General features: G+C 69.7%; 20 protein-coding genes and 1 pseudogene. 13 read left to right on the top strand and 8 right to left on the bottom strand.

The annotated features are described in order from the left end of the window. Nucleotides 1–20: 20 nt before the first annotated feature. The 4 genes from E1288_RS13830 to E1288_RS13845 form a co-directional block, all read right to left on the bottom strand. Complete coding sequence (locus tag E1288_RS13830; protein ID WP_132484986.1) at nucleotides 21–1,472, bottom strand: glutamate synthase subunit beta; 1,452 nt, start codon at nucleotides 1,470–1,472, stop codon at nucleotides 21–23. After that, nucleotides 1,465–6,021: a glutamate synthase large subunit gene (gene gltB, locus E1288_RS13835; protein WP_408013339.1), complete on the bottom strand. Its 4,557-nt coding sequence runs from the start codon at nucleotides 6,019–6,021 to the stop codon at nucleotides 1,465–1,467. The genes E1288_RS13830 and gltB overlap by 8 nt, the downstream gene beginning before the upstream one ends. A gap of 484 nt (nucleotides 6,022–6,505) precedes the next feature. Beyond that, nucleotides 6,506–7,819, bottom strand: coding sequence for a glycosyltransferase family 87 protein (locus E1288_RS13840; protein WP_132484990.1), 1,314 nt, complete (start codon nucleotides 7,817–7,819; stop codon nucleotides 6,506–6,508). 121 nt (nucleotides 7,820–7,940) lie between these two features. Beyond that, complete coding sequence (locus E1288_RS13845) at nucleotides 7,941–8,423, bottom strand: MarR family winged helix-turn-helix transcriptional regulator (protein WP_235883544.1); 483 nt, start codon at nucleotides 8,421–8,423, stop codon at nucleotides 7,941–7,943. A 51-nt stretch (nucleotides 8,424–8,474) separates the two neighbouring features. Here E1288_RS13845 and E1288_RS13850 point away from each other — a divergent pair, with 51 nt between their 5' ends. Then, a complete protein-coding gene (locus tag E1288_RS13850) occupies nucleotides 8,475–10,109 on the top strand; it encodes an FUSC family protein (RefSeq protein WP_132484992.1) in 1,635 nt (544 codons plus the stop codon). 349 nt (nucleotides 10,110–10,458) lie between these two features. Beyond that, complete coding sequence (locus tag E1288_RS13860) at nucleotides 10,459–11,205, top strand: LD-carboxypeptidase (RefSeq protein WP_207954342.1); 747 nt, start codon at nucleotides 10,459–10,461, stop codon at nucleotides 11,203–11,205. Nucleotides 11,206–11,387: 182 nt separating this feature from the next. On the opposite strand, the gene E1288_RS13865 is transcribed toward E1288_RS13860, so the two are convergent. Further along, on the bottom strand, nucleotides 11,388–11,870 hold the full coding sequence (locus tag E1288_RS13865) for a hypothetical protein (RefSeq protein ID WP_132484994.1): 483 nt from the start codon (nucleotides 11,868–11,870) through the stop codon (nucleotides 11,388–11,390). Nucleotides 11,871–12,454: 584 nt separating this feature from the next. Between E1288_RS13865 and E1288_RS13870 the strand changes: the two genes are divergently transcribed. Continuing rightward, a complete protein-coding gene (locus E1288_RS13870) occupies nucleotides 12,455–13,390 on the top strand; it encodes an MBL fold metallo-hydrolase (RefSeq protein WP_132484996.1) in 936 nt (311 codons plus the stop codon). 130 nt (nucleotides 13,391–13,520) lie between these two features. On the opposite strand, the gene E1288_RS13875 is transcribed toward E1288_RS13870, so the two are convergent. Then, nucleotides 13,521–14,141 (bottom strand): TetR/AcrR family transcriptional regulator, encoded by a 621-nt coding sequence (locus tag E1288_RS13875; RefSeq protein ID WP_165968102.1) that lies wholly within the window; start codon nucleotides 14,139–14,141, stop codon nucleotides 13,521–13,523. A 124-nt stretch (nucleotides 14,142–14,265) separates the two neighbouring features. On the opposite strand from E1288_RS13875, the gene E1288_RS47950 reads away from it, so the two are divergent. From E1288_RS47950 to E1288_RS13915, 9 genes are all read left to right on the top strand, one after another. Continuing rightward, nucleotides 14,266–15,276 carry an ABC transporter ATP-binding protein gene (locus E1288_RS47950; RefSeq protein ID WP_235883536.1) on the top strand — a complete coding sequence of 337 codons (1,011 nt, stop codon included), beginning with the start codon at nucleotides 14,266–14,268 and terminating at the stop codon, nucleotides 15,274–15,276. Further along, nucleotides 15,273–16,256, top strand: coding sequence for an ABC transporter ATP-binding protein (locus E1288_RS47955; RefSeq protein WP_207954348.1), 984 nt, complete (start codon nucleotides 15,273–15,275; stop codon nucleotides 16,254–16,256). The genes E1288_RS47950 and E1288_RS47955 overlap by 4 nt, the downstream gene beginning before the upstream one ends. Further along, nucleotides 16,253–17,761: an ABC transporter substrate-binding protein gene (locus E1288_RS13885; protein ID WP_132485000.1), complete on the top strand. Its 1,509-nt coding sequence runs from the start codon at nucleotides 16,253–16,255 to the stop codon at nucleotides 17,759–17,761. Before E1288_RS47955 ends, E1288_RS13885 begins: the two co-directional genes overlap by 4 nt. Continuing rightward, nucleotides 17,758–18,738, top strand: a complete 981-nt coding sequence (locus E1288_RS13890) for an ABC transporter permease (protein WP_132485002.1) — start codon at nucleotides 17,758–17,760, stop codon at nucleotides 18,736–18,738. The genes E1288_RS13885 and E1288_RS13890 overlap by 4 nt, the downstream gene beginning before the upstream one ends. A 4-nt stretch (nucleotides 18,739–18,742) precedes the next feature. After that, nucleotides 18,743–19,600, top strand: a complete 858-nt coding sequence (locus E1288_RS13895) for an ABC transporter permease (protein ID WP_132485004.1) — start codon at nucleotides 18,743–18,745, stop codon at nucleotides 19,598–19,600. Nucleotides 19,601–19,811: 211 nt separating this feature from the next. Next, complete coding sequence (locus E1288_RS13900; RefSeq protein ID WP_132485006.1) at nucleotides 19,812–21,344, top strand: acyl-CoA carboxylase subunit beta; 1,533 nt, start codon at nucleotides 19,812–19,814, stop codon at nucleotides 21,342–21,344. Nucleotides 21,345–21,360: 16 nt separating this feature from the next. Next, a complete protein-coding gene (locus tag E1288_RS13905) occupies nucleotides 21,361–22,536 on the top strand; it encodes a CaiB/BaiF CoA transferase family protein (RefSeq protein ID WP_165968103.1) in 1,176 nt (391 codons plus the stop codon). Next, nucleotides 22,533–23,855 carry an acetyl-CoA carboxylase biotin carboxylase subunit gene (locus E1288_RS13910; RefSeq protein WP_132485010.1) on the top strand — a complete coding sequence of 441 codons (1,323 nt, stop codon included), beginning with the start codon at nucleotides 22,533–22,535 and terminating at the stop codon, nucleotides 23,853–23,855. The genes E1288_RS13905 and E1288_RS13910 overlap by 4 nt, the downstream gene beginning before the upstream one ends. A gap of 15 nt (nucleotides 23,856–23,870) precedes the next feature. Continuing rightward, nucleotides 23,871–24,086, top strand: coding sequence for a biotin/lipoyl-binding carrier protein (locus E1288_RS13915; RefSeq protein WP_132485012.1), 216 nt, complete (start codon nucleotides 23,871–23,873; stop codon nucleotides 24,084–24,086). Between the two features lie 47 nt (nucleotides 24,087–24,133). Here the strand turns inward: E1288_RS13915 and E1288_RS13920 are convergent, their stop codons facing one another. Both E1288_RS13920 and E1288_RS46910 read right to left on the bottom strand, forming a co-directional pair. Next, the gene (locus E1288_RS13920) at nucleotides 24,134–24,337 is read right to left on the bottom strand and encodes a DUF397 domain-containing protein (RefSeq protein WP_132485014.1); all 204 of its coding nucleotides are present in this window, start codon (nucleotides 24,335–24,337) and stop codon (nucleotides 24,134–24,136) included. Beyond that, nucleotides 24,324–24,563, bottom strand: a pseudogene (locus E1288_RS46910) (Scr1 family TA system antitoxin-like transcriptional regulator); the annotation flags it as partial. The pseudogene E1288_RS46910 and the gene E1288_RS13920, both read right to left, overlap by 14 nt. Nucleotides 24,564–24,682: 119 nt before the next feature. On the opposite strand from E1288_RS46910, the gene E1288_RS13925 reads away from it, so the two are divergent. Beyond that, complete coding sequence (locus E1288_RS13925) at nucleotides 24,683–24,889, top strand: hypothetical protein (RefSeq protein ID WP_132485016.1); 207 nt, start codon at nucleotides 24,683–24,685, stop codon at nucleotides 24,887–24,889. The last annotated feature ends 301 nt before the right edge of the window (nucleotides 24,890–25,190 follow it).

The raw sequence follows: 25,190 nt of genomic DNA on the forward strand, positions 1-25,190 counted from the left end.
TCACGGCGAACAGCTTTCGATCACACCATCGGACGATCGGTGGGAGCGATCGGCGACGGCAGGATCTTGCGACCCGCCAGGTAGCGGTCGACCCCGGCCGCCGCGGAGCGGCCCTCGGCGATCGCCCAGACGATCAGGGACTGGCCGCGGCCCATGTCCCCCGCCGAGAAGACTCCGTCCACACTGGACATGAAGTTCTCGTCCCGGGCAACGTTGCCGCGGGCGTCCAGGGATACGCCCAGATCCTCCAGCAGACCCGCTCGCTCCGGGCCGACGAAGCCCATCGCGAGCAGCACCAGCTGCGCGGGCAGCTCCCGCTCCGTGCCCTCGACCGGCTCGAAGCCGGTGTCGGTGCGCCGCACCTCCACCAGCCGCAACGCCCGCACGCGGCCCTGGTCGTCGCCCAGGAACTCCTGGGTGTTGACCGAGTACAGGCGCTCGCCGCCCTCCTCGTGCGCCGAGGACACCCGGTAGATCATCGGGTAGGTCGGCCACGGGTGGGCCTCGGAACGCGACTCCGGCGGCATCGGCATGATCTCCAGCTGCGTCACCGAAGCCGCGCCCTGCCGGTGCGCCGTGCCGACGCAGTCCGCGCCCGTGTCACCGCCGCCGATGACGACCACGTGCTTGCCCTCGGCGTGGATCGGCGAGCGCGCGAGGTCGCCCTCCTGCACCTTGTTGGCCAGCGGCAGGTACTGCATCGCCTGGTGCACGCCGTCCAGCTCGCGCCCCGGCGCCGGCAGATCGCGCGCCTGCGTCGCACCACCGGCGAGGACCACCGCGTCGTAGTCGTCGCGCAGCTGCTCCACCGTCACGTCCACGCCGACGTTCACGCCGGTGCGGAATTCGGTGCCCTCGGCCCGCATCTGGCCCAGCCGCCGGTCCAGCCGCTGCTTCTCCATCTTGAATTCCGGGATGCCGTAGCGCAGCAGCCCGCCGATGCGGTCCGCCCGCTCGTAGACCACGACGCTGTGGCCCACGCGGGTCAGCTGCTGCGCCGCGGCGAGCCCGGCGGGCCCGGAGCCGACCACGGCGACCTTCTTGCCCGTGCCCGCGCGGGGCAGCTGCGGGCGGACGTGACCGGCTTCCCAGGCCTTGTCGATGATGGTGATCTCGACCTGCTTGATGCTGACCGGGTCGGAGTTGATGCCGACCACGCAGGCGGCCTCGCACGGCGCGGGGCACAACGTCCCGGTGAACTCCGGGAAGTTGTTCGTGGCGTGCAGCCGCTCCGCGGCCTCCTGCCAGTCGTCCCGCCACACCAGGTCGTTCCACTCCGGGATCAGGTTGCCCAGCGGACAACCCTGGTGGCAGAACGGGATCCCGCAGTCCATGCAGCGGCCGGCCTGCTTCTGCAGCTTGGGCTGTTCGAACTCCAGGTAGACCTCGCGCCAGTCCTTGATGCGCACGTCCACCGGGCGACGCCGCGGCGTTTCCCGCGGCGTCGTCATGAATCCCTTGGGATCAGCCATGTGCGGCCTCCATGATCGCCTCGTTGACGTCGCGCCCGTCGCGTTCGGCGGCGGTCCGGGCCGCGAGCACCCGCTTGAAGTCCCTCGGCATGACCTTGCCGAAGCGCTCGACGGCTGTGTCCCAGTCGGCCAGCAGCTCGCGCGCCACCGCCGACTCGGTCTGCTCGTAGTGCCGCCGAACCCGGTCGTGCAGGAACTCGCGGTCGGCGTCGTCGAGCGGGTCCAGGTCGACCATCTCGGGGTTGATCCGCCTGGCGTCCAGGTCCAGCAGGTACGCGACGCCGCCGGACATGCCGGCCGCGAAGTTGCGCCCCGTCTCGCCGAGGATCACCACGCGACCACCGGTCATGTACTCGCAACCGTGGTCGCCGACGCCTTCGACGACGGCCACGGCGCCGGAGTTGCGCACGCAGAACCGCTCGCCGACGACACCGCGAACGAACAGCTCACCGCCGGTCGCGCCGTAGAGCAGCACGTTGCCCGCGATGATGTTCTGCTCGGCCGCGAACGGCGCGGACGCGTCCGGGCGAACGACGATCCGCCCACCGGACAAGCCCTTCCCGACGTAGTCGTTGGCGTCTCCCAGCAGCCGCAGGGTGATGCCGCGCGGCACGAACGCACCGAAGGACTGCCCGGCCGAGCCGGTGAACGTCACGTCGATGGTGTCGTCCGGCAGGCCCTCGCCGCCCCACCGCCGCGTCAGCTCCGAGCCGAGCATGGTGCCGACCGTGCGGTTGACGTTGCGCACCGGGATGTCCAGCCGCACCGGGGTGCCTTCCTTCAGCGCCCCTTCGCACAGCTGGATCAGCGTGTTGTCCAGCGCCTTCTCCAGACCGTGGTCCTGTTCGGTGGTCTGGTGCCGCGCCGCGCCGCGCGGCAGTTCCGGCACGTGCGTGATCGGCGTGAGGTCGAGGCCCTGGGTCTTCCAGTGCCGCACGGCATCGGAGGTGTCGATCAGGTCGGCGTGCCCGATCGCCTCGGCCAGCGACCGGAATCCCAGCTCCGCCAGGTATTCCCGCACCTCCTGCGCGATGAACTCGAAGAAGTTCACCACGTATTCGGCCTTGCCGGTGAACTTCTCGCGCAGCTGCGGGTTCTGCGTCGCCACGCCCACCGGGCAGGTGTCGAGGTGGCAGACCCGCATCATGATGCAGCCGGAGACCACCAGCGGCGCCGTGGCGAACCCGTACTCCTCGGCCCCGAGCAGGGCCGCGATCACCACGTCGCGCCCGGTCTTGAGCTGGCCGTCGGTCTGCACCACGATCCGGTCGCGCAGGTCATTGGCCAGCAGCGTCTGCTGCGTCTCGGCCAGCCCGAGCTCCCATGGACCGCCGGCGTGCTTGATCGACGACAGCGGCGAGGCGCCGGTCCCGCCGTCGTGGCCGGAGATCAGCACCACGTCGGCGTGCGCCTTGGACACACCCGCGGCGACCGTGCCGACGCCGACCTCGGACACCAGCTTGACGTGGATCCGCGCCCTGGGATTGGCGTTCTTCAGGTCGTGGATCAGCTGCGCCAGGTCCTCGATCGAGTAGATGTCGTGGTGCGGCGGCGGCGAGATCAGTCCCACGCCCGGCGTGGAGTGCCGGGTCTTGGCCACCCACGGGTACACCTTGTGGCCGGGCAACTGCCCGCCCTCGCCGGGCTTCGCGCCCTGCGCCATCTTGATCTGGATGTCGTCGGAGTTGACCAGGTACTCACTGGTCACGCCGAACCGGCCGCTGGCGACCTGCTTGATCGCCGAGCGCCGCGAATCGCCATTGGCGTCCGGGGTGAACCGATCGGCGTCCTCGCCGCCCTCACCGGTGTTGGACTTGCCGCCCAACCGGTTCATCGCGATGGCCAGCACCTCGTGCATCTCCTGCGAGATCGACCCGTAGGAGATGGCGCCGGTGGCGAACCGCTTGACGATCGACGACACCGGCTCGACCTCGTCGATCGGCACCGGCTTGCGCACGCAGTAGCGGAACTTGAACAGCCCGCGGAGGGTCATCAGCTCCTGCGACTGGTCGTCGACTGCCCGGGTGTACTCCTTGAACACCTCGTAGCGGCCGCTGCGCGTGGAGTGCTGGAGCTTGAACACCGTCTGCGGGTTGAACAGGTGCGGCTCGCCTTCGCGCCGCCACTGGTACTCGCCGCCGGTCTGCAGCACCCGGTGCGGTGCCACGACGCCGTCGGCGGGGTACGCCCGCCGGTGCCGGTCGGCGACCTCCTCGGCCAGCACGTCGAACCCGACGCCGCCGAGCCGCGAGGTGGTGCCGGTGAAGCACTGCCGCACGACCTCGTCGCCGAGGCCGATGGCCTCGAAGATCTGCGCGCCCGTGTAGGAGGCCACAGTGGACACCCCCATCTTGGACATGGTCTTGCGGACGCCCTTGCCCAGCGCCTTGATGAGATTCGCGGTGGCCTGCTTGGCGTCGACGCCCTTGATCACGTCACCGCGCACCAGATCTTCGACGGTGGCCATCGCCACATACGGGTTAACGGCAGCGGCGCCGTAACCGATGAGAAGAGCGACATGGTGCACTTCCCGGACGTCGCCGGCTTCGACGATCAGGCCCACCTGGGTGCGCTTCTTCTCGCGCACCAGGTGGTGGTGCACGGCGCCGGTCGTCAGCAGCGACGGGATCGGCGCGCGCTCGACGTCGGCCGAGCGGTCCGAGAGCACCAGCACGTGCGCCCCGCTCGCCACCGCGGCCGATACCTCGTCGCAGATCTCGTCGAGGCGCGTGCGCAGCGCCTCGCCGCCACCGGCGACGTGGAACGTCGCATCGATCACCGCGGGCTTGAGGCCCGGGTGGTCGCCGTCGTCGTCGACGTGCACGATCTTGGCGAGCTCGTCGTTGTCCAGCACCGGGAACGGCAGCGCCAGGTTGTGGCAGGCCCGCGGGTCGTGGTCGAGCAGGTTGTGCTCGGGCCCGACGTGGGTGCTCAGCGAGGTGACCAGTTCTTCCCGGATCGCGTCCAGCGGCGGGTTGGTGACCTGCGCGAACAGCTGGGTGAAGTAGTCGAACAGCTGCCGAGGCCGCTCGGAGAACGCGGCGAAGGGCACGTCGTTGCCCATCGAACCGATCGGCTCGGCTCCGGTGGTGGCCATCGGCTTGAGCAGGACGCCCAGCTCTTCCTGCGTGTAGCCGAAGACCTGCTGCCGGTGCATCAGCGAGTCGTGCGAGGGCAGCTCGCGCTCGCGCTCCGGCAGGTCCGCCAGGTGCACCACGCCCTCGTCCAGCCACTCCTGGTACGGGAATTCGGCGGCCAGCTCGCCCTTGATCTCGTCGTCGTCGATGATGCGGCCCTCGCCGGTGTCGACGAGGAACATCCGGCCCGGCTGCAGGCGGCCCTTGCGGACGACCTTGTCCGCGTCGACCTCCAGCACGCCGACCTCGCTGGCCAGCACCACGAGCCCGTCCTCGGTGACCCAGTAGCGCCCGGGCCGCAGCCCGTTGCGGTCGAGGACCGCGCCGATCTGGGTGCCGTCGGTGAACGCCACCAGCGCGGGGCCGTCCCAGGGCTCCATCAGGTAGTTGTGGAACTCGTAGAACGCGCGGCGGGCCGGGTCCATCTCGGCGTGGTTCTCCCACGCCTCGGGGATCATCATCAGCACCGCGTGCGGCAGCGACCGGCCGCCCAGGTGCAGCAGTTCCAGCACCTCGTCGAAGGTCGCCGAGTCGCTGGCGCCCGGCGTCGCGATCGGGAACAGCCGCTGCAGATCACCGGGGATCAGATCGGTGGCCAGCATGCTCTCGCGGGTCCGCATCCAGTTGCGGTTGCCCTTGACCGTGTTGATCTCGCCGTTGTGCGCGATGAACCGGTACGGGTGCGCCAGCGGCCAGGACGGGAACGTGTTGGTGGAGAAGCGGCTGTGCACCAGGCCGATCGCGCTGGCGAACCGCTCGTCGTGCAGGTCGGGGTAGAAGGCGCCGAGCTGCGCTTCGGTCAGCATCCCCTTGTAGACGATGGTGCGCGCCGACAGGCTCGGGAAGTACACGTCGGCTTCGTGCTCGGCCCGCTTGCGGACGCAGAACGCACGCCGCTCGAACTCCAGCGCCGTCTCGCCGTGCGCGGCATCGGTGCCGTCAACAAAGGAGAGGGGACCGAGGAATAACTGGCGGAAGCTCGGCATGGTCTCGCGCGCCGAACTGCCGGCGCAGCTGGGCTCCACCGGGAGTTCGCGCCAGCCGAGCAGCCGCAGGCCTTCCTCGGCCACGATCCGCTCGATGTCCGCCGCGGCCCGTGCCGCTTCGTCGGGGTCCGCGGGCAGGAACGCGGTACCCGCCGCGTAGCCGCCGCGCTCGGGCAGGTCGAACGGTACGACGGCGCGGAAGAACTCGTCCGGGATCTGGGTCAGCAGCCCGACGCCGTCCCCGGTGTCCGGGTCGGCACCCTTGGCACCTCGGTGCTCCAGGTTGCGCAGCGCCGTCAGCGCTTTGGTCACCAGGTCGTGACTGCGCCGACCGCGCAGGTCGGCGACGAATGCGACACCGCAAGCGTCGTGTTCGTAGGCCGGGTCGTAAAGACCCTGGGAAGCGGCGCTGCGCTGCGCCATCATTCTTGCATGGTGGGATTGGGGCATCAGACCTCCCGTCGTCAGGCCGCAGGTCGCAGCAGGGCATGACTCACCCACTGCGATCCCGCAAGAGCCTTTGGGGGCACTGACAAAAGGATGCGCCGTTGCACTCTTGGTCAGTTTGAGGCACTCTACATAGCGAGCAGCCGGAAAGCTACCGCTGAGTAACGCGAAGTTAAACGAAGATTGCGGAGCTCCCAGCCATTGGGACACCGTTGTCGCAAACCCGGCGGGCTCGGGAATTCTGCACCACGACAATGTCCATACGCGACTGTTCCACGCCCCGAGTGGCATTGTTCACGATCTTCTTGCGCACCACCGAATCGCCGCACTACGAGTTCGGATTCGGTTCAGAACAAGCGCTTTCCGTGTTCGCCCGGACACCCCGGGTGCACCACGGCGAACTCACCCGATTGGCAACGAGTTCGCGATCGCAGACCGTCCACTGTCGAGCAGGACGCCCGGCTCAACTCCGCAACGCGGCCGCAGCGAGTGGTTCTTCCGGCGCAGTCGGCCGCGGTTGATTCCGGGCAAAACGACCGAGAAGCACAAGTAGCGCAAATCCCAGCAGCAGATAGGGATTGCCGAACACGTGCTGCAACGGCGTCCACGGCGGGCCCGTGGGCAGCATCCGGAACGACGCGACGAGCACGGTCGCCAGGGTCACCCCGGCGGCGAGCAGCCAGCCCGGGCTGCGCAGCCGAACGGCGTAGCCGAGCAGCACCAGCAGCCCCGGCGCGCACCAGACCCAGTGATCCGACCACGACGTGGGCGACACCAGCAGCGCGAGCAGGCCGTTGGCGACCACGGCGAGCGCCGGCTCGGTCCGCCGGATCGCGTAGGCCACGACGGCCGTGCAGGCCAGCGCGAGCACCAGCCACATCCCGTTCTGCGCCACCGGGCCCAGTTCCAGCCGGGCCAGCCCGCCCATGATCGACTGGTTGGTGTGGAAGGCGGAGCCGCTGACGCCGTGCGCCGGGCCCTTGCCGAACCAGTACTCCACGGCGGCCCGGTAGTTCAGCGCGAAGCCCGCCAGCGTGCCGAGCACGGCCGTCGCCACCGCGACACCGACGGCGCGGAAGTCCTTGCGGAACAGGAAGAACAGCAGGAAGGCGGCGGGCGTGAGCTTGATCGCCGCGGCGATGCCGATCAGCATGCCGCGCGGCCAGCGCGGGTTGGGCGCCAGGCAGTCGACGATGACCAGCCCCATCAGCGCGATGTTGATCTGGCCCAGCCCGAACGAGGCGTACACCGGTTCCAGGAACAACGTCCACGGCAGCAGCGCCATCGCCACCGCGAGCGCGCCGCGCTTGCCGACCACCGGCCACAGGTGGCGGGTGACCAGGTACAGCGCCGCGCCGATGGCGAGCAGGTCCACGACGTAGAGCGCGACCAGCCCGGCGACGAACGGCAGCAGCGCGAACGGCAGCAGCGGCAGCAGCGCGAACGGCGGGTACACCCAGGGCAGCACCCGGCCGATGCTGACGGTCGGGGCGGTGTTCATGATGTCGCCGCCGGCCAGCCAGGTGTGCACCGCCCAGCGGTACACCTGGTAGTCGATGCCGGAACCCTGGTCCAGCCCGGCCCGCCGCATCAGCACCAGCAGCGCGAAGGACGCGATCAGCAGCGGCACCGAGACCGCGATGACGGCGCGGGAGTGGTTCACGACGATTCCGCGAAGCCGGTCCGGCAGGCCGCCGAGGTTCAGGACAGCACGGCCGGACTCGAACTGCACCGTGGCCAACTGGGTCCTCTCGATCAGGCGACCGACGTCGACCACCGCTTCGTGATCGAACGATCACTCCGAGTTCGCCAGGTCGCGGGAAACACCCGTGATGAACCGAAGAACTCTAACCCAACGAGATCAGGTGCCCGCACTCGCCTCGCCGCAGGACAGCGGGTCATCGCGCGGTTCCGTCGAGTGATTCCAGCACCTTGGCGAGCAGCTCGCCCAGTTTCTCCCGTTCGTCGGGTGCCAACGGTGCGAGCAGGTCGCGTTCGCGCTCCAGCTGCGCCGGGAACAGCCGGTCGATCAGCTCCAGCCCGCGCTCGGTGAGCCGCACGTCGATCTCCCGCCGGTCGCGCCGGGACGAGGTGCGGGTGATCAGCCCCTCGGTCTCCAGCCGGGCCAGCCGCTTAGTGGTGGCCGCGCCGGAGGACAGCGTCTCCCTGGTGAGCTGGCTGGGGCGCAGCCCGCCGCCGGCCCGCCGCAGCGCGCTGAGCACCTCGAACTCCATCCGCGACAGCCCGGAGTCGGCGAACGCGGACTCGTCGAGCTGGTTGGTCAGCGCACCCAGCCGCCGCACCCTGCCGATCACGTCGATCGGGGACACGTCCAGGTCCGGGCGCTGCTCGCGCCATTGCGCGCTGATCCGTCCGACCACGTCGCCCAACGCAACTCCTTCACAAGTAAACCATCTGGTAATATTTTACTAGTGAACGTCTTTTCCCGCGCCGCCGTCTCCCGTCTCCGCCGGACCCTGCGCACCCGCGAAGCGCTGCGGTTCAACTGGACGGTCGGCGGCGTAGTGGTGCCCGCGGCGCGCGTCGGCGTGTCGTTCGCCACGCCGATAGTCGCGCTGGTGGCGCTGGACCGCATCGACCTCGTCCCCTTCGCCGCGTTCGGCGCCTTCACGTCGCTGTACTGCCGGGTGGACACGTGGTCCCGCCGGGCGCGCCTGCTGTCGCTGATCGCGCTGGGCTTGGTCGCGAGCGTGGCGGCGGCAACGATGATCGCCGCCGCCACGGACGACCCGCTGGCCGGGGTCCTCGTGCTCACGGCGATCGCGGCGCTGGGGAAGCTGGCGTCGGACTTGCTCGACTTCGGCCCGCCCGGCGGCCTGATGTTCGTCTTCGCGGCCGGCGCCGCCGCGTACGCCTCGCACGGCTGGTCCACCGTCGGCCTGCACATCGGGGTCACCGCCGCATCGGCAGTGCTGTCGGTGGCGCTGAGCCTGCTCGGCAACCTGCTGCACCCGACCGGGCCCCACCGGGTGGCCGCCGCCCGCGCCCTGGCGGCCGTCGCGGACCACCTCGAAACCCCGGGCCACGCCACCCGCCACCGCGCGCACCTCGCGGTGCACCGGGCGATGGCGACGCTGCGCGGCAAGCCCCACCGCGGCACGTTCGACCGCATCCGCGCCCACCTGGCCCAGGCGGAAACCCTGCTCCACCACCCGACCGACGCCGCCGCGGAGCTGCGCGCGCTGTCCCGGAAGATCCACCGCGGCCGAGTCCCGGCCCCCCGGAACCGTCCACTGGAACCGCAGTTTCAATTGAAACCGTCGACGAGGACGCGCGGTTCGCGGTTTCAATTGAAACTGCGGACCACCCAGCGGCTGCGGCGGATCGCGCCGTTCCTGCCCGGCGCCGGGCGGATGGTCATCGCCTGCCTGCTCGCCGGGTTGATCACCGGCGCGCTGGGGCTCGGGCACGAGTACTGGGCGATCGTGTCGGCCAGCGCGGTGCTGCAGTCGGCGAACGCGACGAGCACCTGGCACCGGACGGTCCAGCGCACGACCGGGACCATCGCCGGGGCCCTGCTGGCGCTGGTGATGTTCGGCTTCCACCCGCGCCCGATGGCGATCCTCGTCCTGGTGGTGGTCTGCCAGCTGGTCGCCGAACTCGTGGTGCAGGCCAACTACGCCCTGGGGCTGATGTTCGTGACTCCCCTGGCCCTCGGCCTCAGCTCGCTAGGCAACCCGGCGGCGCACAACGCCCTGGTCGCCGAGCGGATCGGCACCACGGTGCTGGGCGCGCTGATCGCGGCGGCGGTGAGCCTCCTGCTGATCAACCGCCAAACCACCCGCCGCCTCGAAGCGGCGATCGCCGAGTGCCGCCGGGCTCAGGAATCCCTCCGCGAAGCCGTTTCACACCAAGAGACTACTGTGGACGGTGTCCGCTCCCGCCTGGCGCGCTCCCTCTTCGCACTCCGCGACGCCCACGCGGTCGCCGAAGGCGAACTCTGGCACCGGAACGTCCGAACCCAAGAAGTCCTCGACACCGAGCACACTGCCTACGAACTCCTCGCGGCGACCGCTCCGACCCGTGAGCACTTCGGACTGCCATAACTCCCCGGCTACTGCGTGCAGAGACAACCCGCATGCACGCGGAGGCATCCGGCGAAGTCGTCGTTGACGACGCTGACTTCTGTCCTCGTACATGTGATGGCGGGCGATCAGGCCGCCCTCCACCGTGAGGTGCAGGGCGAAGGTCATCTCGAAGCGTTTGCCGGTGGCCTTCACGACCTGCGAGCTCCGGCCGAACACCACATGGGCGGCTCGAACCAGTGCGGGCCGCGTCGCGCGCCGCTGCTCGAACCCGGGCGGAGGCCTTGGTGGAGTTCGGCCCCGTCGGCGGAGATCGCCGAGGAGCTCAACACTCTGCTGCGGGATCCCGAGGTGCGGGCGATCATCGCGCATGACGGGGGGGCAGACAGTCCTCGGCTACCTCGACCTTGTCGACATCGAAGCGGTCACAGCCGATCCCAAGCCCATCCTCGGCTACAGCGACATCTCGTTGCTGCATCTGGTGCTTTATTCGCGCACAGGCTTGGTGGGATTCCACGCCGACTTGGCGACGCCCGGCCTCGGCGGGGCGTGGCAGGCCGTCCCCGCCGCGCGCAGAGGGGAGCTTGAGGACCTTTATTCAACGCTGCTGACCGGTACCGAGGCGATCGGCACGCTGCCTACCGAGCCGTCGTGGGAGTGCTGGCGTGCCGGGCGTGCCGAAGGGCCGCTGATCGGCGGGGTGCTCAATCGCATCATGAGGGCGCAGGCGACGCGTTACGCGCTGCCGCTCGACTGGTTCGACGGCGCGGTGTTGTTCTGGGAGGAGCTTGGCGGCGAGGCGTCATGGGTGTGGAGCGACCTGCACGTGCTGCGGCACTGCGGCATCCTTGATCGCATCTCCGGCATGGTCGTCGGTGTTCCATGCCGGATCGGTGGGCTCGGTTCGTCCGATGCCTCGCCGACCCTCCCCGAGATCGTCTTCGACGTCCTCGGCAAGCGTGATATCCCGGTACTCGGCAACGTCGATTTCGGACACGCCGGCCCGAACCTGCCGATGCCCGTCGGCGTCCGTGTCGCTCTCGATGCGGAGCAACGGACCTTGTCGCTGCTCGATCCAGCGGTCCGACCGCACGCGACAACGGGACCGGTTGGCTGACGCAAGGTCAGTGCTGGTATCAGCCCACGAAGTCCGACTGCCGTACTAGGCCCGGTCCACTGACACCCTCTGCCAGCAGACGGCCCGCAATTTCAATGGAAATCGAAGGTCCGATTTCCATTGAAATTGCGGAGAACCCCGCGCCCGCGAACCGGTCGGTGCGCACTGGAGGAGCGCGGGCCCTACGCGACGTGGAGGAGCGCGCCCTCGCCGCGTTCGGCGACCGCTAGGACGAACGTGCGGAAGTCTTCGAATTCGGCCTCGACGAACTCCCGCTCGTCTTCGTCCATTCCGTCGTAGATGTCCTCGGGCTCCGCATCGCGCAGCCAGCCGGCCAGCTCCTCGATCAGGCCCGGGTCGATCTCCATGGCCTGGCTGGGGCCGTCGTCGTCCTCTTCCGCATCCTCGTTGTAGTCCCAGTCGAGGTCGACGTAGTCCTCTCCCTTGAAGACGTTCACCGGCGCGTCCGCGACCAGGTGCTCCCACGTGTCGAGGGAGAACCGCTGGATGTAGAAGGTGCGGCGCTGCACGCTGAGGCTGGAGCCTCCCGGGGTCTCGTCTCCCGCCACGGGTTCGTTCAACAGACGCGCGGCATAGGCCGCATCCCGGCGGGCGCGGTCCAGTTCTTGCTCGGTGGCGCTCCGGAAGCTCGCATCGACGCCCACAATTCAGCCTTTCAAGATCTCGGACGGGAACGAGATCGACAGTACGCAAGCCCGGTGTTCAGTGGAGCGGGTTTCGCCGAACCCTCGTCAGGCCAGGGCGCCGTGGGTCCAGAAGTTGGCGAGTTCCCGGCTCCCGCACCCCCAGGACCGAAGAAGTCCTGTCCATCGAACAGAAGTCGTACGAACTCCTCGCCTGCCACCCCCTCGCCCCGTGCACATCTCGAGTCGCAGCGAGTCTCGTCGACCTTCACCGCAGCCAAGGTACGACGAGGCGTGTCTGGCATTTGAGACACCTTCGGAGGTGGGGAACTGGTGAACTGCACCACCGGCGTTGATGCTGTTCGGAAAATGAAGGCGAGCCAGTGGAGGCGCGCATGGTCGGCACCCCGTGGTCCTCTCGTTCCAGTACGCGAATTCGCCACCATATGGGGAAACCCGACTACGATCGTGTCCGACCGGACGCACCGGCTTGCCGTGATCGGCAAGGTGCTCGGCGTTCTCGCATCCAATCGTGCGCCTGGACCGCGCAATCGCCCGCCACGCACGATTTCCACTCGCGATATTCCTGATGCGCTGGATACCGGCTGGTCCTCGATTTCGGGTACGCGTCCTTCCCGGCCCTGCTGCGGCACTGCGGCCCTGAGCGGGTCGACGCGGTGCTGATCAGTCACGGCCACCCCGACCACGTCGCCGACCTCAGCCCATTCCTGCGCGCGCGGGCATTCCGACGCGACCTCAACCTGCCGCCAGTGCCGCTGTACGCACCATCCGGCGCTCTGGACGCGGTGCTCGGGCTCGACCGGGAGGAGTTCGTCGGCCATCCGTACACCGTGCACGTGATCGATCCCCCGCACGCGTTCGACCTCGGCCCGTTCCGGGTGCGAACTGTCGCCCTGCCCCATTACGAACCGAACATCGGCTTTCGGATCAGTGCAGGCGGCATCACGGTCGCGTACACCGGTGATACCGGGCCCGCCGAGGAACTCGTCGAGCTGGCCGAGGACGCCGACCTCTTCCTCGCACAAGCGATGTACACCAAGGAAGTTCCCGAACGCGATCGTGGCAACATGTGCAGCGCCGTGGACGTCGGGGAACTTCGCGACCAGGGCAGGCGCCGCGGAACTCATGCTGACCCACCTGTACTTGATGAAGAACGTCACTCCGGCGGATGCCAAAGCAGCTGCCCGCACGGCCTACCGGGGACCGATCACCGTTGCGCGCAGCGGGCACGTCTGGTCCAAGCGCGTCCGATATCCGGTCTGACGCCCACCCGGAACAGGGGCACGCCCGGGCTGGCGGCTGAATCGCCGTCCAAGGCGCCGGGATGCCCCGCCTGGGGATGCATGGGGCGTTCTTGCGTCACCAGTCCAGCATGCCCGAGGCGTGATGTTCGCGCGGCTCATCCGGCCGCTCCACCTGTCCCGCTGACCGCTTGTGGGGCAGGTGGAACCACACGCTTCAACAGCGCGCCCCATCTCGCTCGATGTCCGGCCTTTGTGGACGATTATCAGCGTGGATGATCCACGACGACGTCTGTGAAGACGAATCGTCTGCGGCAGCAGAGCCGAGAACGACCCGTCCGGTTTCGGACAGCAAGTGCTCAGGCCGGCCCACGCGGCTGAGAGATCGCGCGCATTTCCGGTTCGCGGCTCAGGTCAGGGCGCCGTGGGCCCAGAAGTTCGCCAGTTCCCGGCTCACCTCGTGGACCTCACGTTCCGGGTAGCGGTGGAGGACGAAGCGCGTGTAGGCGTAGTGCTCCGTCATGCCGCCCAGGAACGCCGCGCTGAGCTCCGGGTCGAGGCTCGGGCGGATCAGGCCCCGCTCGATGCCCTTGCGGGCCATCCGCGTGATGCGGTCGTGGAACGTGCGCCGGCTCTCGGCCTGCATCGCTTCGATCTCCGGGTCCGTCTGCGCTGTCTCGTGCAGGACCCGGAACAGGTCGGCGTTGTCCTCGTAGTAGCGGAAGTAGCGCTCCGTGCTGATCACCACGGACTCGATCGCGTCTCCCGGGTTCCACCGGGCGCGCGACTGGTCGAAGAGGCCGTCCAGCAGCTCCGTCATCAGCTCGACCAGTGCTTCGCGCTTGTCCGTGTAGTACCGGTAGAACGCGCCGTTGGACATGCCCGCCTCGGCCGCGATGTCGGCGACGCGCGACGCTGCGAAGCCCGACCGGCCGAACACCGTGCGCGCCGCGCGCAGCAGCGATTCCTTCGAGCCGCGCCCCTTCGGCGTCTTCGGGCTGGCTACCGGTTGCAGCCGCTCAACGGCCACCGCTACCTCCTGGTGACTCGGTACAGAGATGCGCCAACTTAGCGCACATCTAAAAACTGATATTGACGTCAGTTTTACACACGGCTTAGAGTGCCCGGCGTCACACACCCTCGGGAGGCCAGCGTTGACACTCCCCCGCAAATCCCCGGACCCGGTGCTGGAAGTCGAGCACCTGAACATCTCCTTCCTCGGCCGGAAATCCCGCACCACCGCCGTGCGCGACGTGTCCTTCGACGTCGGTGCCGGCGAGATCGTCGGCATGGCGGGCGAAAGCGGCAGCGGCAAGTCGCTGACCGCGCTCGCCGTGATGGGTCTGCTGCCCACGCCGCCCGCGGTGATCGACGGCCGGATCCGCTTCGCGGGCACCGACCTGCTCCGCCTCTCGCAGCCGGAGCGGCAACGGCTGCGCGGCAGCGAACTCGGCATGGTCTTCCAGGAACCGATGAGCGCGCTGGACCCGGTGTTCACCGTCGGCCACCAGCTCACCGAATGCCTGCTGGCGCATCGCGGCATGGGCAAGCGGGCCGCCCGCACGGCCGCGGTCGAGATGCTCGAAGCCGTCGGGATCCCGTTGCCGGAGCAGCGCTTCGGCGAGTACCCGCACCAGCTCTCCGGCGGGATGCGGCAGCGCGTGATGATCGCGATCGCGCTGATCTGCCGCCCCCGGCTGCTCATCGCCGACGAACCCACCACCGCCGTCGACGTGACGATCCAGGCGCAGATCCTCGAACTGCTGCGGGACCTGACGCGGCAGCACGGCACGGCGGTCCTGTTCATCACCCACGACCTCGGCGTCGTCGCCGAGCTCTGCGACCGGATGGTCACCCTCTACGCGGGCGAAACGGTCGAGAGCGGGCCCGTTTCCGGCGTGCTCGGCGCGCCCCGGCACCCCTACACCTCGCGGCTGTTGCAGGCCATCCCGCGGATCGAGGCCCGCCACGCCGAGCTCAAGGCGATCCCCGGCCGGGTGCCGCCGCCGGACGCCCCGCCGCCGGGATGCGTCTTCCACCCGCGCTGCGACTTCACCACCGACGACTGCCGGGACCACCGGCCCGAGCTGCTCCCGGTCGCCGGCGCGCGCACGGTGCGCTGCGGCCGAACCGCCGACCTGACGCTGCCGGGGGTCGCGAGGTGAGCGAGTTGCTTCAGGTCGATGACCTTGCGGTGTCGTTCGCGACCAAGCGCAAGGGCGAGCGGGTGCGCGCCGTCGACGGTGTTTCCTTCGCGTTGCGCGAAGGCGAAACGCTGGGCCTGATCGGCGAGTCGGGCTCCGGCAAGTCCACGCTGAGCCGCGCGCTGCTGCAGCTGGTGCGCCCCAGTGGCGGCGAGGTGCGCCTCGCGGGCGCGGACCTGGCGGCGCTGCGCGGCCGGGCCCGGCGCGAAGCGCTGACCCGCTTGCAGATGGTGTTCCAGGACCCGAACGCGTCGCTGGACCCGCGGATGCGCATCGCGGCCAGCGTCGAAGAGCCGCTCGTGGTGCAGGGCAAGGGGAATCGCGCCGAGCGCAGGACCCGCGCACTGGCGGCGCTGGAGTCGGTCGGCCTGTCGGCCGAACACGGCGGGCGCTACCCGCACGAGCTCTCCGGCGGCCAGAAGCAGCGGGTCAACATCGCCCGCGCGCTCGTCCTGGATCCCGCGCTGGTGGTCTGCGACGAACCGGTGTCGGCGCTGGACGTGGCGCTGCAGGCGGAGATCCTCGACCTGCTGCGCCGGCTGCAGGCCGACCTCGGGCTGTCCTACCTGTTCATCACCCACGACCTGGCGGTGGTCTCGAACATCGCCGACCGGGTCGCGGTGATGTACCTGGGCCGGCTGATGGAGCTCGGCCCGGTGGACGAGGTGGTGGAGCGGCCGCTGCACCCCTACACCGAGGCACTGGTCTCGGCGCAGCCGCGGATCGGCGCCCAGCAGCGGGACCGCATCGTCCTCGAAGGCGACATCCCGAGTCCGGTGGACCCGCCGTCGGGCTGCCGGTTCCGCACCCGGTGCCGCTACGCGCAGCAGCGGTGCGCCGAGGAGGTCCCGAAGTGGGCGGAGGTCGAACCGGGCCGCTGGTCCGCGTGCCACTTCCCCGAATCCCTGCCGCTGCGCGGCGTCGAAGGAGGCCAGGCGTGAAGCGCATCGCCGCAGTGGTCTGGGTGTTGCTGCTGGCGCTGACCGCGTGCGGCAGCGGAGCCGCCGAGGGCGGCCAGCACCTTCGGGTGGCGTGGCGGTCCAATCCGTCCTCTTTGGACCCGCAGCGCGGCAACTCCGGATCGGACCACGCGATCCTCTACACCATGTACGACACCCTGGTGTCGTTCGACCCGAAGACGCTGGAGCCCGCGCCGGGACTGGCCGAGTCCTGGAACCAGGACGACCCGACCGCGCTGGTGCTGCACCTGCGTCCGGACGTGCGGTTCCACGACGGCACACCGGTCGACGCGCAGGCCGTCAAGTACAACATCGAGCGCGCCAAGGGCCCCAAGTCCAACATCAAGTCCGATGTGGCCGCCGTGACCGGCGTCGACGTGCTCGACGCGCGGACGGTGCGGCTGAACCTGGCCAGGCCGGACAGCTCGCTGCTGCTCACCCTCGCCGACCGCGCCGGGATGCTGGTCTCACCCACCGCCGCCGAGCGCGAGGGCGACGCCTTCGAACGCAATCCCGTCGGCGCCGGGCCCTGGAAGTTCGTCGAATGGCGCTACGGCCAGCTGGTGCGGGTGGAGCGCTTCCCCGGCTACTGGCAGCGCGGGCTGCCGCACCTGGACAGCATCGACTTCACGATCATGAAGGACGGCTCGACCGCGGTGAACGCGCTGCGCTCCGGCCAGCAGGACATGGTGTTCAACCCACCGCCGCAGGACGTCGGGCTGCTCAGCGCGGCGAAGGGCACCAAGGTCGCCGCCGGCCCGCAGCTGTACCAGCTGATCATCTACCTGGACCTGAGCGCGCCGGTGTTCCGCGACCAGCGGGTCCGCGAGGCGCTGAACCTGGCGCTGGACCGCGAGCAGATCCTGAAGGTCACGCAGTTCGGGCAGGGCGAACCGGGCTGGACGCCGCTGCCGTCGGACCACTGGGCGTTCCCGAAGTCCGCGGTGCCCACCTACCCGCACGACCCCGACCGGGCCCGGCGGCTGCTCGCCGATGCCGGTCACGCCGACGGCCTGCGGTTCCCGCTGCTCACCTACCCGGATCCGGTCAACGTGCGGCTGGCCGAGGTGCTGAAGTACCAGCTCGGCAAGGTGGGCGTGCAGATCGACCTGATCCCGACCGAGCTGACCCAGGCCAGCAGCGAGTTCTTCAACGAGCGCAAGTACCCGGCGCTGCTGTCGGCCTGGACCGGACGGCCGGACCCGGGCCTGACCTACAAGCTGATGTTCACCGAGCGCGGCTACTACAACGCCGGGCACGTGGCCACGCCCGGCATCGACGAGGCGCTCAACGCCGCGAACAGCACCGCGGATCTGGCCCAGCGGTCGGAGAAGCTAGGCGCGGTGGCCCGGATCGTGGCCGATCAGTCGCTCTTCGTGCCGCTGATCTTCCCGGACGCGGTCGCCGCCTACCGCGAGCACGTGCAGGGCTTCGAACCGAACTTGCTGGGCAAACCCAAGTTCACCACCGTGAGGATCCAACGATGACCGCGCTGGCTTTGCGACCGGGCCGGGACACCGCGCTGCTGCGCATGATCGGCCGGCGGGTCTTGATGGCCGTCCCGACCCTGGTGCTGGCGACGTTCGTGGTGTTCGGCCTGCTGCACCTGATCCCCGGCGACCCCGCGCAGGCCATCGCCGGGGAGCACGCCACCCCGGAGCGACTGGCCGAGATCCGCGCCCAGCTCGGGCTGGACCAACCGTTCGCGGTGCAGTACCTCGACTGGCTGCGGCACGCGATCACCGGTGATCTCGGCTCCTCGCTGAGCACCGGCGAGAGCGTGGGATCGCTTATCTGGCAACGACTTCCCACCACGCTGACGCTCGGCGCGGCGGCGCTGCTGGTTGCCGTCGCCCTCGGCGTTCCGCTCGGCGTGGCCGCCGCGCTGCGGCAGGGGCGGCCGGCCGACACCGCCATCACCGGCGCGGCGACGCTGGGCATCGCGGTGCCGAACTTCTGGATCGGCATGGTGCTGGTGCTGGTCTTCGCCGTCCAGCTGCAGTGGTTGCCCGCGACGGGATTCGTCGGCCTCACCGAGAATCCCGTGCAGACGCTGCAATACGTGGTGCTGCCCGCGATCGCGCTCGGCATGGTCGGGGCCGCCGAGGTGTGCCGCCAGCTGCGCAGCGCGCTGATCGAGGTGCTGCGGTCGGACTTCATGCGCACCCACCGGGCGAAGGGCCTGTCGCACCGGACGATGGTCTGGCAGCACGCCTTGAAGAACGCCGGCCTACCGCTGGCGACGATCATCGGGCTGCTGGTCAGCCGGGTGCTCGGCGCGAGCGTCGTGGTGGAGACGCTGTTCGCGATTCCCGGCCTCGGCACGCTCGTCGTGGAGGCGACCACCCAGCGCGACTACCCGGTGATCCAGGGCGTCGTGCTGATCACCGCGCTGCTGGTGCTGCTCACGAACCTGGTGGTCGACCTGGCCTACCGGTTCATCGACCCGCGTATCTCGGAGTGATGCCATGACCACGCTTTCCCCACCGCGCCGGGAGAACCGGCTGTGGCTGGTCGTGCGGGACTGGCGCGGCCTGGCGTCCGCCGGCTACCTCGCGGTGCTGGTGGCGCTGGCGCTGCTGGCGCCGGTGGTGACCGCGCACGAACCCAACGCGCAGAACTTCGACGCCATCCTCGCCCCGGCCGGCACGCCCGGCTACCTGCTGGGCAGCGACGACCTCGGCCGGGACGTGCTCAGCAGGCTGATCCACGGCGCGCAGGCGTCGCTGCTGGCGAGCTTCCTGGCGGTCGGGGTGGCGCTGCTGATCGGCATCCCGCTCGGGCTGGCCGCGGGCTACCTCGGCGGCATCGTCGACAGCGCGGTGATGCGCGTGGTGGACACGCTGCTGTCGTTCCCGGCGATCATCCTCGCGATCGCGATCACGGCGGCCCTGCAGCCGAGCCTGGTCAACTCGATGATCTCGGTCGGCATCGTGTTCGCGCCTTCGGTGGCCCGCTTGATGCGCGCGCAGGTCCTCGCGGTGAAGGAGGAGACCTACGTCGAGGCGGCGCGCAGCTTCGGCAGCCGGGGCCGGCACCTCGTGCTGCGGCACCTGGTGCCGAACTCGATCCAGCCGGTGCTCGTGCAGTCCAGCCTGCTGCTGGCGCACGCGCTGATCGCCGAGGCCAGCCTGAGCTTCCTCGGCCTCGGCGTGCAGCCACCCGACCCGAGCTGGGGCTCCATGCTGGCCCGCGCCTACACGTTCCTCTACCAGGCGCCGCTGCAGATGCTGGTGCCCGGCATCGCGATCGCGGCGACGGCGCTGGCGTTCAACGTCCTCGGCGATGTCGCGCAACAGGCCCTCGATCCACGCCGGAACCGCTAGGAGCTAACCCGAATGCGTCGCGCAACGCTTCCAACACCACGCCGTCCACCCGTCCTCATACCCGCTCGCGAGTTGGCGTTTTCGCGCGAAAACGTCGCATGCCACGCGTGCGGAACGCCGATTTCGCGCGAAAACGTCGCCCCCCTCGGCCCGCGTGCCGCGAGCTGACGCGCCTCCACCGACCGATCCACGTGACCACTTTGGAGGGACATTGTCCTGGCAGCCGGAAATCGACGAACTGCGGCGGCGCGAGGAGCTCGCGCAGCGCATGGGCGGGCCGGAGAAGGTCAAGCGGCAGCACGACCACGGCAAGCTGACCGTCCGGGAACGCATCGACGAGCTGCTGGATCCCGGCAGCTTCCACGAGATCGGCGGCATCGCCGGGAAGTTCCAGCCGGACGGCGCGTTCCAGCCCGCGAACTTCGTGTTCGGCCGCGGGCGGCTGGACGCCAGGCCGGTCGTGGTCGGCGGCGACGACTTCACGGTGCGCGGCGGCGCGTCGGACGCCTCGATCCGGGAGAAGCAGATCATGGCCGAGCAGCTGGCCAACGAGCTGCAGATCCCGCTGGTGCGGCTGGTCGACGGCACCGGCGGCGGCGGGTCGATCCGCTCGCTGGAGACCATCGGCCGCACCTACGTCCCGGCCAACCCGGGCTGGGAGTGGGTCGCGGCGAACCTGGGCACCATCCCGGTGGTTGCGCTGGCCCTGGGCTCGGTCGCCGGGCTCGGCGCCGCGCGGGTGGCCGCCAGCCACTACTCGGTGATGGTGCGCGGCATCTCGCAGGTCTTCGCCGCCGGGCCACCGCTGGTGGCGCGGCTGGGACAGGCCGTCACAAAGGAAGAGCTGGGCGGCAGCGACATCCACGGCCGCAACGGCGTGGTGTTCGACGTGGTCGACTCCGAGAAGGAGGCCTTCGACCGCACCCGCCGCTTCCTGTCCTACCTGCCGCCGTCGGTGCACCAACTGCCGCCGCGCGCGGAGTGCGGCGACGACACAGAGCGCCGCGAGGACTGGCTGATCGAGGCCATCCCCCGCGACCGGCGCCGCCCCTACCGCATCCGCCCGATCATCAACGCCGTGGTCGACCAGGGCTCGTTCCTGGAGCTGGGCAGGGGTTTCGGCCGGTCGGCGGTCGGCGGCCTGGCGCGGCTGAACGGCTGGCCGGTGGCGGTGCTGGCCAGCGACCCGATGGTCTACGGCGGCGGCATGACCGCCGACTCCAGCCGCAAGATCGAGTGGCTGGTGGACCTCGCCGAGACGTTCCACCTGCCGGTGGTGCACCTGGTGGACCAGCCCGGCTTCGTCATCGGCGTGGAGGCCGAGAAGGCGGGCACCATGCGCTACGGCGTGCGCGCGCTCAACGCCGTCTACCAGGCGAAGGTGCCGTGGGCGTCGGTGATCCTGCGCAAGGTCTTCGGCGTCGCGGGTGCCGCGCACACCAACGCCGCGCGGGTGCACTACCGCTACGCGTGGCCGTCGGCGGACTGGGGCTCCCTGCCCATCGAGGGCGGCGTCGAGGCCGCGTACCGGGCCGACCTGGACGCCGCCGAGGACCGGCAGGCGCTGCTGGACGAGATCACCGAGAAGATGAACGCGATCCGCTCCCCGTTCCGCACGGCGGAGGCGTTCAACATCGAGGAGATCATCGATCCCCGCGACACGAGACCGCTCCTGTGCGAGTTCGCCGAACTGGCCGCACCGCTGCGCGCCGCAGGCCCTTCGACCTGGCATTTCCGGGGGTGACGTGATGATCAGCGCCATGAGCGGGGTGCGCGTGCTGGAGATCGCGCACTACATCGCCGGACCGCAGTGCTGCCAGATCCTCGCCGACCACGGGGCCGAGGTGATCAAGGTCGAGCCGCCGGACGGCGAGATGGGCCGCCGCGCCCAGCCGGTCCACGACGGCGACAGCCTCTACTTCGCCGCGAACAACCGCAACAAGCGCGCCATCGCCCTCGACCTGCGCAGCGAGCAGGGCAAGGAGGTCCTGCACGAGCTGATCGGCCGGGCCGACGTGCTGGTGACCAACTACGCCAACGGCGTACCGGACCGGCTCGGTTTCGGTTTCGACGAGGTGCACCGGATCAACCCGCGGACCGTGATGGTGCACATCACCGGATTCGGCCGCACCGGGCCGTATTCGTCGTGGGTGGCCTACGACGGCATCATCCAGGCGATGAGCGGGCTGGCCGACATGACCGGCGAGCCCGAGGGCGCGCCGACCATCGCCGGGCCGTTCGTCGCCGACAACGTCACCGGCATGCAGGCGGCGATGGCGGCCATGCTCGGCCTGCTGGCGCGGGAACGCACCGGCCGGGGCCAGCTGATCGACGTGGGCATGCTGGATTCGATGGTCCCGCTGCTGGCGCACCACCTCTCGGTCGCGGCGGCGGGCATCGGCGAGCCGACGCGGTGGGGTTCGGCGCTGCCGACGAACTACTCCGGGCTGTACCCGGCCGGCGACGGCTGGGTGTACATCGCGCCGATCACGCCGAAGATGTGGGAGTCCTTCAGCACCCTTCTCGGCCACCCGGAGTGGGCGGAGCAGGAGGCGGCCGACAGCGGCTGGCGGGTGCGGGAGCGCGAGCGGATCGACGCGCAGGTCGTCGCGTGGACCCGCGGCCGCACGAAGGCCGAGGTCGTGGCGGCGCTGCAGGCCGACGGGGTGGTGTGCGGGCCGGTGCAGTCGGTGGCCGATCTGGTGTCGGATCCGCAGGTCCAGGCCCGGGGCATCGCGGTGGAGGTGCCGTTGCGCGACGGCGTGCACGCGACGTTGCCCGGCCCGGCGCTGCGGCTGGCCGACACCCCGGCCCGCTCCCCCGAACGCCCGCCGGGGCTGGGCGAGCACACCGACGAGGTGCTGGCGCAACTCGGGTACTCGGCGGAGCGGATCAGCGCGCTGCGCCGGGACGACGTCACGGGGAGGGCCTCGTGATCGACGGCCTGCTGGTGGCCAACCGGGGCGAGATCGCGCGGCGGATCATCCGGACCGCCCGCCGGCTCGGGGTGCGGACCATCGCGATCCATTCCGAAGTGGACACCGGGCTGCCCTACGTCGCCGAAGCCGACGAGGCGGTCCCGCTGGACGCGCCGCGCGACTTCCTCTCGGCGGAGGCGATCCTCGCGGTGGCGCGGAAGACCGGGGCGACGGCGGTGCATCCGGGCTACGGCTTCCTGTCGGAGAATCCGGATTTCGCGCGCCGCTGCGCGGCAGCGGGCCTGGTCTGGGTCGGTCCGTCGCCGGAGGCGATGGAGCTGCTCGCCGACAAAGCGGCGGCGCGGGCGCACATGGCATCGGCCGGGGTTCCGGTGCTGCCGGGCAGTTCCGGGATCGCGTCGGCCGCCGAAGCCGACGCCGCCGCTTCGGAGCTGGGTTTTCCGTTGATGGTCAAGGCGGTTTCGGGTGGCGGCGGTATCGGGATGGGCGTCGCTCGCGATGCCGCGTCCCTGGAACGCGCGGTGCGGACCGCGCTGTCGCGGGGCGGGAGCGCGTTCGGCGACGCCCGGATCCTGCTGGAGCGGTACGTGCCGCGCGCCCGGCACGTGGAGGTGCAGGTCGTCGGCATGCCCGACGGCTCGGTGCGCGCGTTCGGCGAGCGGGACTGCTCGGTGCAGCGGCGGCACCAGAAGGTCGTGGAGGAATGCCCTTCCCCGGCCGTGGATGATTCGCTGCGCGCCCGGCTGTGCGCGGCTGCGGTCCGGGCGGCCGAGAGCGTCGGGTACCGCAACGCGGGCACCGTGGAGTTCCTGCTCGATCCCGGCACCGGGGAGTTCTTCTTCCTGGAGGTGAACACCAGGCTGCAGGTCGAACACCCGATCACCGAGGAGGTGCACGGCGTGGACCTGGTGGAGCTCCAGCTGCGGATCGCCGCGGGGGCGGACGTTCCGGCGGACTTCCCCGCACCGCGCGGGCATGCCGTCGAGCTGCGGCTCTACGCCGAGGACCCGGTCCGCTTCCTGCCCCGGCCCGGGCGGATCACCGGCTGGACCGAGCCGGCCGGGGTGCGGGTCGAGTCGGGCTACGCGGCGAACACCGAGGTGAGCCCGCACTTCGACCCGCTGCTGGCGAAGATCGTGGTGCACGGCGCCGACCGCGCGGACGCCCTGGCACGGGCGCGGCGGGCGGTCGAGGAGTTCGTCGTGCGGGGCCCGAAGTGCAACCTGCCGTTCCTGGCCGAAGTGCTGGACGCCCCGGAGTTCGTCGCCGGGAACTACGACACCGGCGTGGTCGACCGGATCATCGCCGCCCGCTGATCTGAAGGGAACAACATGGAGATCAAGGCCGAAATGGTCGCCAACGTCTGGAAGGTGCTGGTGACCGAGGGCACGGCGGTCAAAGCCGACCAGGAGCTGGCCGTCCTGGAGTCGATGAAGATGGAGATCCCGGTGCTCAGCGAAACCGACGGGGTGGTGACCCGCGTGGCGGTCGCCGAAGGCGACGCGGTCAACGAAGGCGACCTCATCGCCGTCGTCTCCGCAGAGTGAGCCTCAGGTGTGCGGGGCGTCCTCTGCCGACGCCCCGCACACCCGCATCAACGCTCGTCGAACGCACCGGAGCGGAGCTTGGCGCCGAAGTCGAGCCAGGCAGACTGGCCGAAGGCCAACGTTCCACCATCACGATCCTTGGTGTCGCGAACTCCGACGAGGCCCGGCGCAAATCCGATCTCAACGCAGTTGTGCGTTTCGTTGCTGCGGCTCGACTTCCGCCAACCTGTGAACTGACTACTGTTTGCCACCTTGTTTCTTCCTCGCCTCACGGATCAGTTGCAATGACCGGTCGGCCGACGCCGCAGCGCCGAGCACGTGACGCCACGTGCGGCGAAACGTGTCGACGGCGTCCCGGTCGTCCACGTAGCGAGCTTCTCCCAACAGGTCGGGATAAACCAGGCCCGGATGGCCCTGCAACGATGGCGGAAACGTCATCAGAGCCCAAGAAGTGCCCTGCCCGTCGCGTTGCCCGTATCGATTCCGAACTGTTTGATTTCAAGGGCAACGTCGGATCCGCCGGTCAAAGCAGGGCTCGACGATACAAGGCCAGGTCGCGGCGGTGTCAGCGAGCCGCAGAAGCGAAGGAGCGGACCATGAGCGGAACCAAGGTAGGCACCTGGGTCAGCATGCACGAGTGCTCGACCAGCTATACGGTCTGCCAGGACGAAGTCGAGTTCGAGATCGGCGGTCAGTCCGGCTTCGATCTCTTCACCACCGAGGCGGGCCTCGCAAAACTCGTCGCCAAGGCGACCGACGCCCTTCGGGAACTCCGCGAGCTCAGGACGCAAGAGGAGCAGTAGCCGAAGGCTACGGCTAGCGGATTGTGTGGCCAGGTCGGGTGCCGTGAGTGCTTTTCGGTGCTATAGAGGCTGTTTGGGAACTCGGCCTACCTGGAGGTTTCCGCGGGCAGCCCCAGCGAGCGACCTGGTTCCGCCCCGCCAGCCGGGGTCAAGTGAACGGACCGTTCACCTCGATAGACGGGATAAACGGTCCGTTCACTCCATTCAGCATGCGCAGGCCCCAGGCTGATGGGGTGGAGCGAACGGACTGTTCACCTCGATAGGCGAGACGAACGGTCCGTTCGCTTCAGCCAGACCTTCA

This window comes from Saccharopolyspora elongata (genome assembly GCF_004348985.1).
Taxonomy (GTDB): domain Bacteria; phylum Actinomycetota; class Actinomycetes; order Mycobacteriales; family Pseudonocardiaceae; genus Saccharopolyspora; species Saccharopolyspora elongata.

Coding starts and splice junctions, on each gene's coding strand:
- E1288_RS13830 (WP_132484986.1), bottom strand. CDS start 1,472: ATGGCTGATCCCAAGGGATTCATGACGACGCCGCGGGAAACGCCGCGG.
- gltB (WP_408013339.1), bottom strand. CDS start 6,021: ATGATGGCGCAGCGCAGCGCCGCTTCCCAGGGTCTTTACGACCCGGCC.
- E1288_RS13860 (WP_207954342.1), top strand. CDS start 10,459: ATGACGGGGGGGCAGACAGTCCTCGGCTACCTCGACCTTGTCGACATC.
- E1288_RS13890 (WP_132485002.1), top strand. CDS start 17,758: ATGACCGCGCTGGCTTTGCGACCGGGCCGGGACACCGCGCTGCTGCGC.
- E1288_RS13895 (WP_132485004.1), top strand. CDS start 18,743: ATGACCACGCTTTCCCCACCGCGCCGGGAGAACCGGCTGTGGCTGGTC.
- E1288_RS13905 (WP_165968103.1), top strand. CDS start 21,361: ATGAGCGGGGTGCGCGTGCTGGAGATCGCGCACTACATCGCCGGACCG.
- E1288_RS13915 (WP_132485012.1), top strand. CDS start 23,871: ATGGAGATCAAGGCCGAAATGGTCGCCAACGTCTGGAAGGTGCTGGTG.
- E1288_RS13925 (WP_132485016.1), top strand. CDS start 24,683: ATGAGCGGAACCAAGGTAGGCACCTGGGTCAGCATGCACGAGTGCTCG.